This window comes from Enterobacter sp. Y17 (assembly GCF_019730495.1).
Classification (GTDB): domain Bacteria; phylum Pseudomonadota; class Gammaproteobacteria; order Enterobacterales; family Enterobacteriaceae; genus Enterobacter; species Enterobacter asburiae_B.
Map to the genome: position 1 here is coordinate 2,124,999 of NZ_JAASKP010000001.1, position 19,406 is coordinate 2,144,404.

The 19,406-nt window shown below is 58.8% G+C and carries 18 protein-coding genes; 8 read left to right on the plus strand and 10 right to left on the minus strand.

Annotated features, from left to right (window positions below; translation table 11 throughout):
• Positions 1-80: 80 nt before the first annotated feature.
• Together bioA and HCH49_RS10020 are read left to right on the plus strand one after the other, a co-directional pair.
• Complete coding sequence (bioA, locus tag HCH49_RS10015; RefSeq protein ID WP_409410434.1) at positions 81-1,370, plus strand: adenosylmethionine--8-amino-7-oxononanoate transaminase; 1,290 nt, start codon at positions 81-83, stop codon at positions 1,368-1,370.
• A gap of 48 nt (positions 1,371-1,418) precedes the next feature.
• On the plus strand, positions 1,419-1,895 hold the full coding sequence (locus HCH49_RS10020) for a kinase inhibitor (protein ID WP_008501131.1): 477 nt from the start codon (positions 1,419-1,421) through the stop codon (positions 1,893-1,895).
• A 97-nt stretch (positions 1,896-1,992) separates the two neighbouring features.
• Here the strand turns inward: HCH49_RS10020 and hutH are convergent, their stop codons facing one another.
• From hutH to hutI, 5 genes are all read right to left on the minus strand, one after another.
• Positions 1,993-3,513 carry a histidine ammonia-lyase gene (gene hutH, locus HCH49_RS10025; RefSeq protein WP_063440577.1) on the minus strand — a complete coding sequence of 507 codons (1,521 nt, stop codon included), beginning with the start codon at positions 3,511-3,513 and terminating at the stop codon, positions 1,993-1,995.
• Positions 3,513-5,198 (minus strand): urocanate hydratase, encoded by a 1,686-nt coding sequence (gene hutU / locus HCH49_RS10030; protein ID WP_182071401.1) that lies wholly within the window; start codon positions 5,196-5,198, stop codon positions 3,513-3,515. Before hutU ends, hutH begins: the two co-directional genes overlap by 1 nt.
• Positions 5,199-5,325: 127 nt before the next feature.
• Complete coding sequence (locus HCH49_RS10035) at positions 5,326-6,060, minus strand: histidine utilization repressor (RefSeq protein WP_023310841.1); 735 nt, start codon at positions 6,058-6,060, stop codon at positions 5,326-5,328.
• Positions 6,061-6,079: 19 nt separating this feature from the next.
• A complete protein-coding gene (gene hutG / locus HCH49_RS10040) occupies positions 6,080-7,018 on the minus strand; it encodes a formimidoylglutamase (RefSeq protein WP_143347369.1) in 939 nt (312 codons plus the stop codon).
• Positions 7,015-8,238 (minus strand): imidazolonepropionase, encoded by a 1,224-nt coding sequence (hutI, locus tag HCH49_RS10045; RefSeq protein WP_221702624.1) that lies wholly within the window; start codon positions 8,236-8,238, stop codon positions 7,015-7,017. The genes hutG and hutI overlap by 4 nt, the downstream gene beginning before the upstream one ends.
• 226 nt (positions 8,239-8,464) lie before the next feature.
• Here hutI and HCH49_RS10050 point away from each other — a divergent pair, with 226 nt between their 5' ends.
• The gene (locus HCH49_RS10050; protein WP_033144970.1) at positions 8,465-9,748 is read left to right on the plus strand and encodes a putative acyl-CoA thioester hydrolase; all 1,284 of its coding nucleotides are present in this window, start codon (positions 8,465-8,467) and stop codon (positions 9,746-9,748) included.
• Positions 9,749-9,868: 120 nt separating this feature from the next.
• Here HCH49_RS10050 and pgl read toward each other — a convergent pair whose 3' ends face one another.
• A complete protein-coding gene (pgl, locus tag HCH49_RS10055; protein WP_023292974.1) occupies positions 9,869-10,864 on the minus strand; it encodes a 6-phosphogluconolactonase in 996 nt (331 codons plus the stop codon).
• Positions 10,865-11,004: 140 nt separating this feature from the next.
• On the opposite strand from pgl, the gene HCH49_RS10060 reads away from it, so the two are divergent.
• Positions 11,005-11,823, plus strand: a complete 819-nt coding sequence (locus HCH49_RS10060) for a pyridoxal phosphatase (protein WP_221702625.1) — start codon at positions 11,005-11,007, stop codon at positions 11,821-11,823.
• On the opposite strand, the gene modC is transcribed toward HCH49_RS10060, so the two are convergent.
• The 4 genes from modC to HCH49_RS10080 form a co-directional block, all read right to left on the minus strand.
• Positions 11,824-12,882 carry a molybdenum ABC transporter ATP-binding protein ModC gene (modC, locus tag HCH49_RS10065; RefSeq protein ID WP_033144967.1) on the minus strand — a complete coding sequence of 353 codons (1,059 nt, stop codon included), beginning with the start codon at positions 12,880-12,882 and terminating at the stop codon, positions 11,824-11,826.
• A 2-nt stretch (positions 12,883-12,884) separates the two neighbouring features.
• Positions 12,885-13,574 carry a molybdate ABC transporter permease subunit gene (gene modB, locus HCH49_RS10070; RefSeq protein ID WP_033144966.1) on the minus strand — a complete coding sequence of 230 codons (690 nt, stop codon included), beginning with the start codon at positions 13,572-13,574 and terminating at the stop codon, positions 12,885-12,887.
• A complete protein-coding gene (gene modA, locus HCH49_RS10075) occupies positions 13,574-14,347 on the minus strand; it encodes a molybdate ABC transporter substrate-binding protein (protein ID WP_069303833.1) in 774 nt (257 codons plus the stop codon). The genes modB and modA overlap by 1 nt, the downstream gene beginning before the upstream one ends.
• Positions 14,348-14,525: 178 nt before the next feature.
• A complete protein-coding gene (locus tag HCH49_RS10080; protein WP_023310811.1) occupies positions 14,526-14,675 on the minus strand; it encodes an AcrZ family multidrug efflux pump-associated protein in 150 nt (49 codons plus the stop codon).
• A 127-nt stretch (positions 14,676-14,802) separates the two neighbouring features.
• Here HCH49_RS10080 and modE point away from each other — a divergent pair, with 127 nt between their 5' ends.
• The 4 genes from modE (at position 14,803) to galT (ending at position 19,405) form a co-directional block, all read left to right on the plus strand.
• Entirely contained in the window at positions 14,803-15,591 is a 789-nt protein-coding gene (gene modE / locus HCH49_RS10085) for a molybdenum-dependent transcriptional regulator (protein ID WP_221702626.1), read from the plus strand.
• 67 nt (positions 15,592-15,658) lie between these two features.
• Complete coding sequence (gene modF / locus HCH49_RS10090) at positions 15,659-17,131, plus strand: molybdate ABC transporter ATP-binding protein ModF (protein ID WP_221702627.1); 1,473 nt, start codon at positions 15,659-15,661, stop codon at positions 17,129-17,131.
• A 201-nt stretch (positions 17,132-17,332) separates the two neighbouring features.
• Complete coding sequence (gene galE / locus HCH49_RS10095) at positions 17,333-18,349, plus strand: UDP-glucose 4-epimerase GalE (RefSeq protein ID WP_023334950.1); 1,017 nt, start codon at positions 17,333-17,335, stop codon at positions 18,347-18,349.
• Positions 18,350-18,358: 9 nt separating this feature from the next.
• Positions 18,359-19,405: a galactose-1-phosphate uridylyltransferase gene (gene galT, locus HCH49_RS10100; RefSeq protein WP_063440600.1), complete on the plus strand. Its 1,047-nt coding sequence runs from the start codon at positions 18,359-18,361 to the stop codon at positions 19,403-19,405.
• The last annotated feature ends 1 nt before the right edge of the window (position 19,406 follow it).

Consider the following 19,406-nt stretch of genomic DNA (forward strand, 5'->3'; position numbering starts at 1 on the left):
TCTCCAAAGGGTTTTGTTAATTTTCGGTTCGGTTTATACTCGTAAACCTAAAACTTTTCAAAATGGTTTACAAGTCGATTATGACCCAGGACGATCTCGCCTTCGACAAGCAGCATATCTGGCACCCTTACACCTCCACCACCCGCCCCCTTCCCGTTTATCCGGTGGCCTCGGCCCACGGCTGCGAGCTGCACCTCGCCAGCGGCGAACAGCTCGTTGACGGGATGTCTTCGTGGTGGGCGGCCATTCACGGGTACAACCACCCGCGCCTGAATGCGGCGATGAAGGCCCAGATTGACCAGATGTCGCACGTGATGTTTGGCGGGATCACCCATCAGCCCGCGGTGGATTTATGCCGTCGCCTGGTGGCGATGACGCCTGAATCGCTGGAGTGCGTGTTCCTGGCCGATTCCGGCTCCGTGGCGGTGGAAGTGGCGATGAAAATGGCGCTGCAGTACTGGCACGCGAAGGGCGAAACGCGCCAGCGGTTCCTCACCTTCCGCAACGGCTATCACGGGGATACCTTCGGGGCGATGTCGGTGTGCGATCCGGACAACTCCATGCACAGCCTGTGGAAGGGCTATCTGCCGGAAAACCTGTTCGCCCCGGCCCCCCAGAGCCGTTTCGACGGCGAGTGGAACGAGATGGACATGGTCGGTTTCGCGCGGCTGATGGCGGCGCATCGCCAAGAAATCGCCGCCGTGATCCTGGAGCCGATTGTGCAGGGCGCAGGCGGAATGCGGATGTACCACCCGGAATGGCTGAGGCGTATTCGCAGGATGTGCGACCGCGAGGGCATTCTGCTGATTGCCGATGAGATCGCCACCGGCTTTGGCCGCACCGGCAGGCTGTTTGCCTGCGAGCATGCAGGCATTGCGCCGGATATTCTGTGTCTGGGTAAAGCGCTGACCGGCGGCACCATGACGCTCTCCGCCACGCTCACGACCCGCCAGGTGGCCGACACCATCAGCGACGGCGAGGCGGGCTGCTTTATGCACGGCCCGACGTTTATGGGCAACCCACTGGCCTGCGCCGTCGCAAGCGAAAGCCTTGCCATTCTGGAGAGCGGCGAGTGGCAGACGCAGGTTGCGGCGATTGAGGCGCAGCTGAAAGATGAACTGAGCGCCGCCTCGGGCGCGAATTTTGTGGCAGACGTGCGCGTGCTGGGCGCCATCGGCGTGATTGAAACCACCCATCCGGTGAATATGGCGGCGCTGCAGCGCTTCTTCGTTGAGCAGGGCGTCTGGGTGCGGCCTTTCGGCAAGCTTATCTACCTGATGCCGCCGTACAGCATTACGCCGGAGCAGCTGCGTAAATTAACCGACGCGGTTGTAACAGCCGTTAACATTCCCGCGCATTTCACGATGTAACCCTATGCATTACACTTGCTGAACGAGCGATCAACGAGGGTAAACCGTATGAAAATCATCAGTAAAGATCTGCGCGACGGTGAAAAACTGCCGGAACGCCACGTATTCAACGGCATGGGGTATCAGGGAGACAACATCTCCCCGCACCTGGCGTGGGACGAGGTTCCGGCCGGAACCAAAAGCTTTGTCGTGACCTGCTACGACCCGGATGCGCCGACCGGCTCCGGCTGGTGGCACTGGATTGTGGCGAACCTGCCTGCCGACACGCGCGTCCTGCCGCAGGGTTCCGGTTCAGACCTGGTTGCTCTGCCTGAAGGCGCCATTCAGACGCGCACTGACTTTGGTAAAGCGGGCTACGGCGGCGCGGCGCCGCCAAAAGGGGAAACCCACCGCTATATCTTCACGGTGCACGCGCTGGATGTGGAGAAGATTGAGGTCGATGAAGGGGCGAGCGGCGCGATGGTAGGGTTTAACGTGCATTTCCATTCGCTGGGCAGCGCGTCGATTACGGCGATGTATTCATAATAGTGCGGGCTGATGCCCTCACCCCGGCTCTCTCCCACAGGGAGAGGGAGAAAACCGGGCAATTCCCTCTCCCTTTGGGAGAGGGTTAGGGCAAAAATCACAGCACTGAAGGTAGCAGTCCTACAAGGCTTCCCTCTTCCAGAAGCTGCATCGCCTTATCAATATCCGGCGCAAAGAAGCGGTCGTCATCGTAGTGCGATACGTGCTCGCGCAGCACATGACGCGCCTGCTCCAGCAGCGGGCTGGATTTTAACCCTTCACGCAGATCGACACCCTGACATGCCGCCAGCCATTCCACCGCCAGCACGCCGCGGGTGTTGGAGGCCATTTCCCAGAGACGACGCCCGGCAGCCGGCGCCATCGAAACGTGATCTTCCTGGTTCGCTGACGTTGGCAGGCTGTCCACGCTGTGCGGGTGAGACAGGGCTTTGTTCTCGCTCGCCAGCGCCGCCGCGGTCACCTGGGCAATCATAAAGCCCGAGTTGACCCCGCCGTTACGCACCAGGAACGGCGGTAGCTGGGACATATGTTTATCCATCATCAGCGCGATGCGGCGCTCGGACAACGCGCCGACTTCGGCAATCGCCAGGGCGATATTATCCGCCGCCATTGCCACCGGCTCGGCGTGGAAGTTGCCCCCGGAAACCACCTCGTTTTCCTGGGCGAACACCAGCGGGTTATCGGACACCGCGTTGGCCTCCACCAGCAGCACTTCTGCCGCCTGGCGCAGCTGCGTCAGGCACGCGCCCATCACCTGCGGCTGGCAGCGCAGGGAATACGGATCCTGCACCTTTTCACAGTTGTGGTGTGAATCCGCGATCTCGCTGGTGTCGGTAAGCACGTGACGGTACATCGCGGCGGCATCAATCTGCCCGCGCTGACCGCGCACCTCGTGGATGCGGGCATCGAACGGGCGGCGCGAGCCTAGCACGGCTTCGGTAGTCAGCGCACCGCACACCACCGCCGAGGCAAACAGATCTTCCGCTTCAAACAGGCCGCGCAGCGCGAAGGCGGTCGATGCCTGCGTGCCGTTCAGCAGCGCCAGCCCCTCTTTCGCCGCCAGGGTGATCGGGTTTAGCCCGGCTTTTTTCAGCGCCTCCTTCGCAGGAAGCCACTCGCCCTGCCAGCGCGCTTTGCCTTCGCCCAGCAGCAGCAGCGACATGTGCGCCAGCGGCGCAAGATCGCCGGATGCGCCAACGGAACCTTTTGCCGGGATCCACGGATAGACTTCCGCATTGACCAGCGCCATCAGCGCCTGAATCACGCTCAGGCGAATGCCGGAGAAGCCGCGGGCCAGGCTATTGATTTTGAGCACCATCATCAGACGGACAATCTCATCATCCAGCGGCTGGCCCACGCCCGCCGCATGTGACAGCACCAGCGAACGCTGTAAGTTTTCCAGATCGTGTGTCGCGATGCGGGTCTGCGCCAGCAGGCCAAATCCGGTGTTAATCCCGTAGGCGGTGCGCCCTTCGGCAACGATGGCTTCGACGCAGGCGACGCTGTCGTTAATGGCGGCGTGGGCACTTGCATCCAGCGACAGGGTGACCGGCTTGCGCCAGACGTTACGCAGCTGCTTGAGCGTCAGCGAGCCGGGAGTGAGTGTTAATGCGTTCATTAATGCTTTCCTTGTGTGGCAGGGATCATCGGCAGGTTAAGGCCCTGCTCTTTGGCACAGTCAATGGCAATCTCATAACCCGCATCCGCGTGACGCATCACGCCGGTGGCCGGGTCGTTGTGCAGCACGCGAGCGATACGCGCGGCGGCTTCATCGGTTCCGTCGCAGACGATGACCATCCCGGAATGCTGGGAGAAGCCCATCCCCACGCCGCCGCCGTGGTGCAGCGACACCCAGGTCGCGCCGCTGGCGGTATTCAGCAGAGCGTTCAGCAGCGGCCAGTCAGAGACCGCATCCGAGCCGTCGCGCATGGCTTCGGTTTCGCGGTTCGGGCTGGCGACGGAGCCGGAGTCCAGGTGGTCGCGGCCGATGACGATCGGCGCGGAGACTTCACCGCTGCGCACCATTTCGTTAAAGGCGAGGCCGAGTTTTTGACGCCACTCCAGCCCTACCCAGCAGATACGCGCCGGCAGGCCCTGGAAGTTAATGCGCTCGCGGGCCATGTCCAGCCAGCGATGCAGGTGTTCGTCATCGGCGACGATCTCCTTCACTTTGGCGTCAGTTTTGTAGATATCCTCCGGGTCACCGGACAGGGCAACCCAGCGGAACGGACCGATGCCGCGGCAGAACAGCGGGCGAATATAGGCAGGAACGAATCCCGGGAAGTCGAACGCGTTATTTACGCCCATCTCTTTCGCCATCTGGCGGATGTTGTTGCCGTAGTCAAAGGTCGGAATGCCCATCTGACTGAAGGCCAGCATGGCGGAGACGTGCTCGGCCATGGCGCGTTTCGCGGCAAGCACCGTGCCTTCCGGGTCGGTTTCCGCTTTTTGCTGATATTCTTCCCACGTCCAGCCTTTTGGCAGGTAACCGTGCAGCGGGTCATGGGCGCTGGTCTGGTCGGTGACCAGATCCGGACGCACGCCGCGGGCGACGAGCTGCGGGAGAATGTCCGCCGCGTTGCCGCACAGGGCAATCGACACCGCTTTGCCTTCGGAGGTGTATTTTTTGATGCGCGCCAGCGCATCGTCCAGATCGGTTGCCTGCTCATCGACGTAGCGGGTGCGCAGACGGAAATCAATGCGGCTCTGCTGGCACTCAATGTTAAGCGAGCACGCACCGGCAAGCGTGGCGGCCAGCGGCTGCGCGCCGCCCATGCCGCCGAGACCCGCGGTCAGCACCCAGCGGCCTTTGAGCGAGCCGTTATAGTGCTGGCGACCGGCTTCCACGAAGGTTTCGTAGGTGCCCTGCACGATCCCCTGGCTGCCGATGTAGATCCAGCTCCCCGCGGTCATCTGGCCATACATCGCCAGCCCTTTCGCGTCCAGTTCGTTGAAGTGTTCCCAGGTGGCCCAGTGCGGCACGAGGTTAGAGTTAGCGATCAGCACGCGCGGCGCGTTTTTGTGCGTTTTGAACACGCCAACCGGCTTGCCGGACTGCACCAGCAGGGTTTCGTCGTGTTCGAGTTCGGTCAGGGATTTTACAATTGCGTCATAGCATTCCCAGTTGCGCGCGGCGCGGCCTATGCCGCCGTAGACCACCAGCTCGTGGGGGTTTTCCGCCACCTCAGGGTCGAGGTTGTTCATCAACATGCGCAGCGGGGCTTCGGTGAGCCAGCTTTTGGCGGTAAGCGTGGTGCCGCGCGCGGCGCGGACGTCCTGCTGGCGGTATTTACCTGACGACATTGTGTGCTCCTCATAGGGGACAGATGATGCATTTAGATATACTTGTATAGACAAGCACACACAAGGTCATATTTAACAAAAAAGATACAATTTTGTTATATTGCGTTAGCGATCACGCTTATAAAACTTATGACATGAAGTGGCCCTGCAGCCGGTAGCGATTCCCCGGGAAAAGCAGCCGGGCATGCGACACAATGTGCGACGAGGACCAGGTTCGACGGCGGATCAGCAGGCACGGATCGTGCTCTTTAATGCGTAGCCTTTCGCACTCCTGCGGCGTGGCGCGCACGGCCTCCACAATGTGCTCCCCTTCCGTCAGCGGTGCGACGAGCGAGAGATAGGCGTGCGGCGTGGTCTGGGTGTAATCCTGGTTCAGATAGTCCGGTATCCGCTCAGCGTTCACGCAGCGATCTTCAATCTGCACCGGAATGTCGTTTTCGAAATGCACCATCACGGAGTGGAAAATGCGGCTTCCCTCCTTGACGTTAAGCTCTGTGGCCTGCTCGGCGCTGGCCTGGGTCTCTTCGAGCACCAGCACCTCGCAGCGGTGCTGGTGATTACGCGCGGCAATCTCGTCCGCAATGCTGCGAATTTCAAACAGCGCCGACTGTCCTTTCGGTTCCGCCACAAACGTCCCCACGCCCTGCAGGCGCACCAGAAGCCCTTCGTCGGTCAGCTCGCGCAGCGCCCGGTTGACGGTCATCCGGCTAAAACCAAACTGCGCTACCAGCTCGGCCTCCGAAGGAATGCGATCGTGCGGGCGCCAGACGCCGGTAGCGATTTTTTCGCTAATTGCCTGCTTCACCTTTTCATAGAAAGGCGCGGGAGGGCTCGACTGCGGCAGAGGTGAGCGTGAAAACATCGTGACTCCTTGAATAGTGTTATGCCCACCAGTGAGCAATTTGCCAGGCCAGGCGGGCGGCTAGCTTAGCGCCCTGCCCGTCCCGATCGTACTGCGGGTTAAACTCTACCAGATCGGCGGCCTGTAGCTTACCGCTACGGCAGATTTGTTCGATAACCGGGAGAAGATCCAGCGCCGGTATGCCTAACGCAGCCGGTGCGGACACGGCAGGCATTTCGCTGGCGGGGAGGACGTCCAGATCGATCGTCAGATAGATACGATCGGCCTGCGCCAGCACCCTTTCCAGGGCGGATAGCGCATCGCGCCTGAAATGGAGATCTTCCACCAGCGTGACGTTCAGGCGTTCGGCCTCGTCCCACAGCGCCAGCGTGTTCGCCGCCCGGCTCACGCCAAGGCAGGCGTAGTGAAATTCCCGCCCGCGCTCATCGCAGTAGCGCGCCAGCTGGCGAAACGGGGTGCCGGATGTGGCCCGGTCGGCCTTGCGCAGATCGAGATGGGCATCAAGGTTGATAATGACAACCCGCTCGTTCGGGAAGGCCTCCAGCACGCCGCGACCGTGCGCCCACGCGGTTTCGTGCCCGCCGCCAAACACCAGCGTGCGCATCCCGGACTGCTGACAGGCCGTGACGGCATCGCTTAACGCCTGCTGTGCCGCTTCCAGCTCGCCGCCTTCAACGTACACAGAGCCCATATCCGTCAGCCGGTCATGCCCCTGATGGCTTGCCATATTTGCCAGCGCCTTTCGCAGCATATCCGGTGCCTGCACGGCGCCGGGCCTGCCCTGATTGCGTTTTACCCCTTCATCACATTCAAAGCCTATCAGCGCGATGCCGGATGAAAGCGGCGTGAACTGGCCCTGCTGCTTTATCGTCTGGAAAATGCGCTTTGCACTGCTGGCCTCGGCGCTGTCATCGCGCCCCTGCCAGACGGTTTCGGCTACGGGCCGCCATAACCTCATACTGCCTCCCCACGGAAAATACGTTGATACAGCGGATTGCGTCCCGGCTCGTAGACCATCTCAACCGGATGATGTGCATCCCAGACGATAAAATCGGCGACAAACCCTGCCCGCAGCTGCCCGTGGGTTGCGCCACGGCCCAGCGCCTGCGCGGCATGCCGCGTGACGCCAGCCCAGGCCTCTTCAGGGGTCAGACCAAACTGGACGCAGGCCATGTTCATCGCCAGGTGCAGGCTCGCAAACGGGCTGGTGCCGGGGTTATAGTCGGTGGCGACGGCCATCGGCACGCCCTGTTTTCTGAGCTGTTCAACTGGCGGACGCTGGCGCTCCTGCAGAAAATAGAACGCACCCGGCAACAGGACGGCAACCGTGCCGCTTTCCGCCATCGCCTGAACGCCTGCGTCGTCGAGATATTCGATATGATCGGCGGAAAGGCCCTTATACTGGCTGACCAGCGCCGCGCCGCCCTGATTCGACAGCTGTTCGACATGCCCTTTCACCGGGATACCCAGCGCGGCGGCGGCCTTGAAGAGGCGCTCGGTCTGCGACGGGGTAAAGCCGACGTTTTCACAAAACACATCGACTGCTTCATATAACTCTTTTTGCCACAGCGTAGGCAGTATCTGCTCGCAGACCAGCGTGAGGTAGGCATCCGGATCCTGCCGGTATTCCGGCGGAACCGTATGGGCCGCCAGCAGCGTTGGGCTGATATCAATCGGATTATTGAGGCCCAGCTGGCGGGCAACCTGCAGCATCTTCTCTTCGGCCTCGGCGTTGAGCCCGTATCCCGATTTGATTTCAACGGTCGTCACGCCTTCATTCATGAGACGCAGGAGCCGCTGCTGCGCCAGTTTCAGCAAGGTTTCGGCTGAGCTGCTGCGCGTCGCCGTCACGGTAGCGTTAATCCCGCCCCCCTGGGCGCTGATGGTTTGATAAGAGACGCCGTTCAGACGCTGCTCCCACTCCGCCGCGCGGTCGCCGCCAAATACCAGGTGGGTATGGCAGTCAATCAGGCCAGGCGTGACCAGACGCCCCTGAAGATCGACACAGTGTCGGTGTCCGGAAGGAATGTCAGATTCAGGGATCGCGGCCAGAATAGTGTGGCCGCGCACGACCAGAGCGTGTTGCTCTTTCAGTCCATAAGGCGCAGGTACGTCCGGCGCCATCGTAGCCAGTCGCGCATTTCGCCATATTACATCGTCGGGATGAATCTGCTGCATGGGGCATTCCACTTGTCTTAGGTTGTATAGACATTTATTTGCATCCACCGTCTGCTGTCAACCGCCTTAACGGAAAATGTTATTTATTTGTGATCACCTACCTGCCGCTCCGGGGCTAAAAATGCAACTTTTACCCTTTTTATCTTCCCGTTTCGCTCAACTTAGTATAAAAAAGCAGGCTATTTCGTCTATCCCGTTTAAGACTTGCATACCCAGGAGCTCTACCTTGAACATTTCCAGGATTTCCCGTCTGGCGTTAGCACTCGCCTTTGGCGTGACCTTATCCGCATGCAGTTCAACACCACCGGATCAGCGTCCTTCTGAGCAGGTTGCGCCCGGTACCGCCTCCCGCCCGATTTTGTCCGCTGATGAAGCGAAGAACTTCGATCGTGCGCACTACTTCTCGGCGATGGATCCTAACGCTGCGCCGTGGACACCGTCGTCTATTAACCTGCCTAAACAGCCTGACTTCGTGGTTGGCCCGGCGGGTGCGCAGGGCGTAACGCATACCTCTATTCAGGCTGCGGTTGATGCTGCCATCACTAAACACAGCGCGTCTCGCCAGTACATCGCGATCCTGCCGGGTGAATATGAAGGCACCGTGTATGTTCCGGCGGCCCCTGGCAGCATTACGCTTTACGGTCTGGGCGAAAAAGCGATCGACGTAAAAATTGGCCTGGCGATTGATTCCGAAATCGACAGCAACACCTGGCGTCACCTGGTGAATCCGGCCGGTAAATATATGCCGGGCAAACCTGCGTGGTATATGTTTGATAACTGCCAGAGCAAGCGTTCCGCCACCATTGGCGTGATGTGCTCGGCGGTATTCTGGTCTCAGAATAACGGTCTGCAGCTGCAGAACCTGACCATTCAGAATACCCTGGGCGACAGCGTTGATGCCGGCAGCCACCAGGCCGTTGCGCTGCGTAGCGATGGCGATAAGGTGCAGATTAATAACGTCAACATTCTGGGCCGTCAGAACACCTTCTTCGTGACCAACAGCGGCGTGCAGAACACCCTGCAGAATAACCGCCTGACCCGTACTCTGGTGACCAACAGCTACGTTGAAGGTGACGTGGATCTGGTGTCCGGTCGCGGCGCGGTGGTGTTTGATAATACCGATTTCCGCGTGGTGAACTCCCGCACTCAGCAGGAAGGTTACGTGTTTGCTCCGGCAACCCAGTCTAACCTCTTCTACGGCTTCCTGGCCGTGAACAGCCGCTTTAACGCTGCCGGTGACGGCGTGGCGCAGCTGGGACGCTCCCTGGACGTGGACTCTGCGACCAACGGCCAGGTCGTGATCCGCGACAGCGTGATCAATGAAGGCTTCAACATGGCGAAGCCGTGGGCTGATGCCGCGATCTCCAAACGTCCATTCTCCGGCAATACCGGCGCGGTGGATGATAAAGGGAACGTGCAGCGCAACCTGAACGACGCTAACTTCAACCGCATGTGGGAATACAACAACCGCGGTCTGGGTAGCAAAGTGGTTGCTGAGCCGAAGCAGTAAGCTGTTTTGCCGGGTGGCGGCTTCGCCTTACCCGGCATACATACCCCGTAGGCCCGGTAGACGCACTGCCACCGGGCATAAAAAAACCTCGCATTCGCGAGGTTTTTTGTTTTTAGCCGCTTAGTGAGCGTTTACCACCACCCACATTGGCCCCTGGCCTACGGCATAACGCCCTTTCTCTTCCAGCAGCCCCTGCTCGCCTTTAATTTCATACAGCGCGATGTGGTGGGATTTCTGCCCCGCCGCAATCAGGTATTTACCGCTGTGATCGATATTAAAGCCGCGCGGCTGGGTTTCCGTTGGCTGGAACCCTTCAATCGCCAGCACGCTGCCGTCTTCAGACACGCTAAACACGGTAATCAGGCTGGAGGTACGGTCGCAGGCGTACAGATGGCGGCCATTTGGCGTTATGTGGATATCCGCCGCCCAGCGGGTATCGGAGAAATCAGACGGCATCATGTCCAGCGTCTGCACGCACTCAATCTGACCGTTTGGATCTTTCAGCTCCCATACGTCCACAGAGCTGTTCAACTCATTGACCACGTAGGCGTACTGCTGGTTCGGATGGAAGACCATATGACGCGGACCGGCGCCTTCAACGGTAGTCACTTCGGCAGGATTCTGCGCCACCAGGTGACCATCGTCGCTCAGGGTGAACAGGCAGATACGATCCTGCTTCAGCGCAGGCACCCACAGCGTGCGGTTATCCGGAGAGATATTCGCCGAGTGGCAGCCTTCAAGCCCTTCCACCACATCCACGGTTTCGACCGGAATACCATCTTCCAGACGCGTTACGCTGACGCAGCCCGCGTTATACGATCCGCTGAAGACAAAGTTGCCTTTACGATCGGTCGAGATATGGGTTGGGCTGCCCGGCAACGGGGCTTCGGCAGTGTACGTCAGCGCGCCATCGTCCGGAGAAATGCGATAGGCCAGCACGCGGAACTCCGGGCGCACACCCACGTACAAGAAACGTTTATCCGGGCTGATGACCATCGGTTGCACCTGGCCTGGCACATCAACAACCTGAACCAGCGTGAGTGTCCCTTCGGTATTTAAACGCCAGACGTGGATCTGCTGGCTTTCAGGACTGGCGGTATAAACGGTTTGTTTCATGAATATTCACTCCTCACTGCGCATGAAAGTAGTTAACTTTTGACGGTGAATGCTGAATTGTCGACAGGAGTTTTGAAGCGTTCGCCTCTCGGTGTACCATCCCATCAAAACGTAAATTCAATATTAACCCGGGAAAACAGATGACCTCGCGTGTGATTGCTCTGGATTTAGACGGTACCTTACTGACGCCGCAAAAAACCCTTCTCCCCTCCTCCCTTGAGGCGCTAAAACGCGCGCAGGAAGTGGGATATCAACTCCTTATCGTAACGGGTCGACATCACGTTGCCATTCACCCTTTTTATCAGGCACTGGCGTTAGATACACCTGCAATTTGTTGTAATGGCACTTATTTGTATGATTATCAGGCAAAAAAGGTTTTAGAATCCGACGCGCTGCCGGTTCCCCAGGCGCTGCAGCTGATCGATCTTCTGGATGAGCATGCCGTTCACGGCCTGATGTACGTGGATAACGCGATGGTGTACGAGCGCCCTACTGGCCATGTGGTGCGCACCAGCAACTGGGCGTTGTCCCTGCCTGAAGCACAGCGTCCGGTCTTTACCCAGGTTTCCTCCCTGCGTCAGGCAGCCCAGGACGTTGAGGCAATCTGGAAATTCGCCCTGACCGATGAAGACACCACCAAACTGAATACCTTCGCAAAACACGTGGAACACACACTGGGTCTGGAGTGCGAATGGTCCTGGCATGATCAGGTGGATATTGCCCGCAAAGGCAACAGCAAAGGCAAGCGCCTGACGCAGTATGTGGAATCACAGGGCGGGTCGATGCGTGACGTGATCGCCTTTGGCGACAACTACAACGACATCAGCATGCTGGAAGCCGCCGGTACCGGCGTGGCGATGGGCAATGCCGACGACGCGGTAAAAGCCCGCGCCAACGTGGTGATTGGCGACAACACCACCGACAGCATCGCGCAGTACATTTATACCCACCTGCTGTAATCAGGCGGTAATCGAGACGCTCTTAATTTGCGCGTAAAGCCACAGGCCGGGTTTGATCCCTAACTCATCCCTCGCCCACGGGCTGATGCGCGCCCAGAGCGTCCTGCTGCCGACTTCAAGCTTCACTTCCACCTGCCCGTTATCATCAAAACACTCTGCGACTTTGGCGCGCAGAATATTTCGAATACTGGTTTGCAGCGGCGGCTGCAGCACCAGCGAGACGTCCGACGCCTGGATGCGAATTCGCAGCGCGGACTGTAGCGGTTTGTCGATCTTATTGACCCACAGATGCTGGTCGCCCAGCGCCAGGGCGGTCATCGCGTAGTGCGGGTGATGTTCCAGAACGCTCACTTTCAGGATGCTGCTCTGCTGTTCCCTGGGTAACCAGGGGTGCATTACGCTGCTGCCCCACACCTCTTCCAGGTTGCCGAAGGCCTTCACGCTGCCCTCTTCCAGCACCAGCACCTTGTCGGCCAGATGGAGGATCTCATCCAGCGAATGGCTAACGTAGAGCATCGGAATATTAATTTCGCGCGTCAGTCGCTGTAGATAAGGCAGAAGTTCGCGTTTACGCGGAATATCGAGCGAGGCCAGCGGCTCGTCGAGCAGCAGCAGCTCCGGGGCGGTCAGCAACGCGCGGCCAATGGCCACACGCTGTTTTTCTCCGCCGGAGAGCGAGGATGGCAGCCTGTCGAGCAGAGGCTCAATGCCTAAAAGCGTCACCAGCTTGTCAAACTGCCCGGCCATGCTTTTCGCCATGCCGTAACGCAGGTTGCCGCGCACGCTGTAGTGCGGGAACAGGCGCGCGTCCTGGAAAACATAGCCGATGCGGCGCTTATCCGGCGAGAGGTAAATTTTGTTCTCCACGTCATTCAGGACGCGGTCATTCAGGACAATACGGCCTGACTGCGGGCGGGTCAGGCCGCTGATGGCATTAATCAGCGACGTTTTTCCCGCTCCCGACACGCCAAAGATGGCGGTGATTCCGCTTGCCGGCAGAGTCTCGTTAAGCGTCAGGGTATGGTTTCCCAGCGTCTGGGTGAAATTGAGTTCCAGCATGCTTATTTCCCCATCCGCTCGCGGCTGAGCCGCGCCAGCCATTCAGACACCATCAGCGATACCAGCGCCAGCACAATTGAAATAATACACAGCCGCGCCGCCGCGCCTTCACCGCCCGGCGTTTGAATCAGAGTATACATTGCCGACGGGATGGTTCGCGTCTCGCCGGGGATGTTCGACACAAAGGTGATCGTCGCGCCAAACTCGCCCAGCGAGCGGGCGAAGGCCAGCACCGTCCCGACAATAATGCCCGGCAGCGTGAGCGGAAGCGTGATGGTGAAAAAGACGCGCCAGCGCCCTGCGCCCAGCGTGCGGGCCGCCTGTTCGAGCTTCATGTCCACGCCTTCCAGCGCGAGGCGGATCGCCCTCACCATCAGCGGGAATGACATCACCGCCGCCGCCAGTACCGCACCGCGCCAGCTAAACGCAAACGTCAGCCCAAACCAGTCGTAAAGCTTCTCGCCGATAAAACCGCGTCGCCCCATCGAAATCAGCAGCAGGTAACCGACCACCACGGGCGGCAAAACGAGCGGAAGATGCAGCACGCTGTCGAGCAGCGTTTTGCCGGGAAACTGACAGCGAACCAGTAGCCAGGCAAAGAAGATCCCAAAGGGCAAGCTCAGCGCAACCGCCAGGGAAGAGACTTTTAGGCTCAGCAGAACAGCCTGCCATTCAGGATCGGTCAATATCATCAGTGAGTCGTAAATCCATAACGTTTAAAGATTGCGGACGCCTCCGGCCCTTTCAGGTAATCGCGGAAGGCCGTCACGGCCGCATTTTTATGTCCATCAACAATCGCAACAGGATATTCCACTTTCTTGTGGGAGTCCTCCGGGAACGTTGCGACCACTTTTACACCTTTACTGGCAACGGCATCAGAGCCATACACAATGCCCAGCGGGGCTTCGTTGCGTTCTACCAGCGCCAGCGCGCCGCGCACGTCTTCCGCCGGGGCCAGCTTCGGTGACAATGTCTCCCATGCACCCAGCTTTTGCAGCGCTTCTTTGGCATAAATCCCGGCCGGAACGTGCTCCGGGTCGCCCACGGCCAGACGGCCACCGTTCAGCAGGCTCGTCCAGTGGGTCTCTTTGTTGATGGTGAAGTCCGCCTGCGCGCTGGCTTTTGGCGCCACGACAACCAGGCTATTCCCCAGCAGCGTTTCGCGGGTTGTCGCATCAATCGATTTCTTCTCCGCCGCGTAATCCATCCACTTCTGGTCAGCCGAGATGAACAGATCCGCCGGTGCGCCCGCTTCTATCTGGCGCGCCAGCGTCGAGGAAGAGGCAAAAGAGGAGACCACCTCGACGTTTTTCTCTTTTTTATACGCCGCCGCGATGTCCTGCAGCGCGTTGGTCAGCGACGCCGCGGCAAAGACGGTGATTTTACCCTCGTCCGCCAGCGCGTGTCCGGTAAGTGAAAGCGTCAGCGTTGCCCCTGCGAAAAGGCGTATCCATGAACGTGCCATCTGTAACTCCTGTGAGTAGCGTTATATACATCTTAATATAACGATAACGTCAGGGAGATCCCAGCGTTTAATCGTACCGCTGAAGGGGTAAACCGGTGTGATGCGTTAAATAATATCGGCGTAGACGGGAAAATCTTGAGAGCAAAACGCCCGGACTGGCCGGGCGTTTTGTGGGGAATCAATGCTGCTTTTTAGCCTGGTCTTTGTGACCAATGTTCGAAAAGACGTTGAACACTTCACCCAGGCCGTAGATGGCACCGAGGATGATGGCCATCACTACTGGTACCATGATCACGGCGAATACCAGACTTTTCAACAACTCTAACATGGTTTTCTCCAGATATTGTGAACGGCTCATTCTACCCTTTCAAGTGAGAAAAACATCCCCTTTTGTGCGGTACCCTTTGCGCCCTGCACCATTTGGGTCACAATACTCTTTTTGCCAGGACACTGTTATGCAGGCCGAAATTCTTCTCACTCTACGACTTCAGCAAAAGCTTTTCGCCGATCCGCGACGTATCGCCCTGCTTAAACAAATAGAACAAACGGGCTCAATTAGCCAGGGGGCGAAAAACGCGGGCATCAGCTACAAAAGTGCCTGGGACGCCATCAACGAAATGAACACCCTGAGCGAACACCCGCTGGTGGACAGAGCCACAGGCGGCAAAGGCGGCGGCGGTGCGATCGTGACGCGTTACGGCCAGCGCCTTATTCAGCTTTACGATCTGCTGGCCCAGATCCAGCAAAAGGCGTTCGATGTGTTGAGCGACGACGATAACGTTCCGCTGGACAGCTTGCTGGCCGCCATTTCCCGCTTCTCGTTACAAACCAGCGCCCGCAACCAGTGGTTTGGAACGGTGACGGCGCGCGACAATCTCCAGGTACAGCAGCATGTTGAGATCCTGCTTGCCGATGGCACCACCCGTCTGAAAGCCGCAATAACGGCGCAGAGCGCAGAGCGCCTTGAGCTCGATGAAGGTAAAGAGGTGCTGGTGCTGCTGAAAGCGCCGTGGGTCAATATCACGCGCGATCCCGACGCCGCAAAGGCGGCCGATAACCAGCTCCAGGGCGCTATTAGCCATATCGAACGCGGCCAGGCGCAGTGCGAAGTGCTGATGACCCTCGCAGACGGGCAACCGCTTTGCGCGACGATACCGCTTAGCGAAGCGGACGGTTTAGAAGAAGGTACTGTCGTTACCGCCTGGTTCAACGCAGATCGGGTGATTATCGCCACATTGTGCTGAGCGCATTGACAATCGCGCCGACAGTGCGTATCCCTGATATCTGTTGCTGCAAAAACAGGGATAAACCATGTCATCATTGCATATTTCGCAAGGCACGTTTCGTCTTAGCGATACCCGAACGCTGACGATTGCTGATTTAACGCTACGCGCGGGTGAAAGCTGGGCGTTTGTCGGCACTAACGGCAGCGGTAAATCCGCGCTGGCCCGCGCGCTGGCCGGCGAGCTCCCCCTCCTCAAGGGCGAATGCCAGGGCGACTTTACGCGCCTGACGCGCCTGTCATTTGAACAACTGCAAAAGCTGGTAAGCGACGAGTGGCAGCGCAATAACACTGATTTACTCAGCCCTGGCGAAGAAGATACCGGCCGTACGACGGCGGAAATTATTCAGGATGAGGTGAAAGATCCCGCCCGCTGTCAGCGCCTGGCAGAACGGTTCGGCATCACCGCCCTGCTGAACCGGCGCTTTAAATACCTTTCTACCGGCGAGACGCGAAAAACGCTGCTTTGCCAGGCGCTGATGAGCGAGCCCGAGCTGCTTATCCTCGACGAACCGTTTGACGGCCTTGACGTGCAGTCCCGTGCGCAGCTGGCGGCCCTGCTGGAGTCGCTTAATCAGCAGGGATATACCCTGGTTTTGGTGCTTAACCGCTTCGATGAAATTCCGGACTTTATTCAGCACGCGGGCGTACTGGCCGACTGTAACCTGACCGAGACCGGTGAAAAAACAGCGCTGCTCAAGCAGGCGCTCATTGCCCAGCTCGCGCACAGTGAACAACTCGACGGAATTACGCTTCCGGAACCTGACGCCCCTTCGGCCCGCCATGCGCTCGATCCCCACCAGCCGCGCATCGTGCTGCGAGATGGGATGGTCTCTTATGACGATCGCCCGATCCTCAACCGTCTTAGCTGGACGGTCAATCCCAGCGAACACTGGCAGATTGTCGGCCCTAACGGCGCGGGAAAATCCACGCTGCTGAGCCTGATAACCGGCGATCACCCGCAGGGCTATAGCAACGATCTGACGCTGTTTGGTCGGCGTCGCGGCAGCGGCGAAACCATCTGGGATATTAAAAAACATATCGGCTACGTCAGCAGCAGCCTGCATCTGGATTACCGGGTCAGTACCACGGTACGCAACGCGATCCTTTCCGGGTATTTTGATTCAATCGGTATTTATCAGGCGGTGTCGGACAAACAGCAAAAGCTGGCCCAGCAGTGGCTGGATATCCTGGGCATGGACAATCGGGTCGCTGACGCACCGTTTCATAGTCTGTCGTGGGGACAGCAGCGTCTGGCCCTGATCGTTCGCGCGCTGGTGAAACACCCTACGCTTCTGATCCTCGACGAACCGCTGCAGGGACTCGATCCGCTGAATCGCCAGCTTATCCGCCGCTTTGTGGACGTGCTGATTAGCGAAGGTGAAACGCAGCTGCTGTTCGTTTCACATCATGCCGAAGATGCCCCCGCCTGCATCACGCATCGTCTGGAGTTTGTGCCGGACGGTGAGGGTTATCGCTATCTTCTCAGCAACGTCGATTAACCGTGGAGGGCTCTGCCCTCCTCTTTTTCAGATAACTTGCATCAATACATCGCTATCTCTTTGATCTAGAATGCACTCAGTCATTAAAAAAGCGGGTGTGAAAACGAGTGTAAACGATTCCACTATTTTATCCCATGTCACACTTTTCGCGTCTCTGTTATGCTATGGTTATTACATACCATAAGCCCAATGGAGCGAAATATGCGAGTTCTGGTAACAGGTGGTAGCGGTTACATAGGTAGTCATACCTGCGTGCAACTGCTGCAAAACGGTCACGACGTCATCATCCTCGACAACCTGTGCAACAGTAAGCGCAGCGTGCTGCCGGTGATTGAACGCCTTGGCGGTAAACAACCGACTTTCGTGGAAGGCGACATCCGCAACGAAGCGCTGATGACCGAGATCCTTCACGACCATGCCATCGAAGCAGTGATCCACTTCGCGGGTCTGAAAGCGGTCGGTGAATCCGTTGCGAAGCCGCTCGAGTATTACGACAATAACGTCAACGGTACTCTGCGTCTCATCTCCGCCATGCGCGCTGCGAACGTCAAAAACTTCATCTTTAGCTCCTCCGCCACCGTCTACGGCGATCAGCCCAAAATCCCTTACGTTGAAAGCTTCCCGACCGGTACACCGCAAAGCCCGTACGGCAAAAGCAAGCTGATGGTGGAGCAGATCCTGACCGACCTGCAAAAAGCACAGCCGGAGTGGAGCATCGCGCTGCTGCGCTACTTCAACCCGGTCGGCGCGCATCCGTCCGGCGACATGGGTGAAGATCCGCAGGGCATCCCGAATAACCTGATGCCGTATATCGCCCAGGTTGCCGTGGGTCGCCGCGACTCGCTGGCGATTTTTGGCAATGACTATCCGACCGAAGACGGTACCGGCGTGCGCGACTACATCCACGTGATGGATCTGGCCGACGGTCACGTTGCGGCCATGCAGCAGCTAGCCAACAAACCGGGCGTGCATATTTACAACCTCGGCGCCGGGGTCGGCAGCAGCGTGCTGGACGTGGTTAACGCCTTCAGCAAAGCCTGCGGCAAGCCGGTGAACTATCACTTCGCTCCGCGTCGTGATGGCGACCTGCCTGCTTACTGGGCTGATGCTACCAAAGCCGACAAAGAGCTTAACTGGCGTGTGACGCGCACGCTTGATGAAATGGCACAGGATACCTGGCACTGGCAGTCACGCCACCCGCAAGGCTATCCGGACTAAGGATCCGTCATGACGCAATTTAATCCCGTCGATCATCCGCATCGTCGTTTTAACCCGTTAAGCGGGCAATGGATTTTGGTTTCTCCGCATCGCGCCAAGCGCCCCTGGCAGGGCGCGCAGGAGACGCCTGCAAAACAGACGCTGCCACAGCACGACCCGGACTGCTTCCTCTGTCCGGGCAACACGCGCGTCACCGGGGATAAAAACCCGGACTACAAAGGCACCTTCGTGTTCACCAACGATTTTGCCGCGCTGATGACCGACACGCCGGACGCGCCGGAAAGCCACGATCCGCTGATGCGCTGCGAAAGCGCGCGCGGAACCAGCCGCGTGATCTGCTTCTCGCCGGATCACAGCAAAACGCTGCCCGAGCTGAGCGTGGACGCGCTGAAAGAGGTCGTCAGCACCTGGCAGGCGCAAACCGCAGAGCTGGGGCAGAGCTATCCGTGGGTGCAGGTGTTCGAAAACAAAGGCGCGGCCATGGGCTGCTCTAACCCGCACCCGCACGGCCAGATCTGGGCGAACAGCTTCCTGCCTAACGAAGCCGAGCGTGAAGACCGTCTGCAGAAAGCGTATTTTGCTGAAAACGGTTCGCCGATGCTGGTGGACTACACCCAGCGCGAGCTGGCCGACGGCAGCCGCACCGTGGTGGAAACCGAACACTGGCTGGCCGTCGTCCCTTACTGGGCCGCCTGGCCGTTTGAAACGCTGCTGCTGCCGAAAGCGCACGTGCAGCGCATCACAGATCTTAGCGACGCGCAGCGCGACGACCTTGCCCTGGCGCTGAAAAAGCTCACCAGCCGTTACGACAACCTGTTCCAGTGCTCCTTCCCGTACTCTATGGGCTGGCACGGCGCCCCGTTTAACGGCGAAGAGAATCAACACTGGCAGCTGCACGCCCATTTCTATCCGCCGCTGCTGCGCTCTGCGACGGTACGTAAATTTATGGTGGGCTATGAAATGCTGGCGGAAACCCAGCGTGACCTGACGGCGGAACAGGCGGCAGAACGTCTGCGTGCCGTTAGCGACGTCCACTATCGCGAATCAGGAGTCTAAA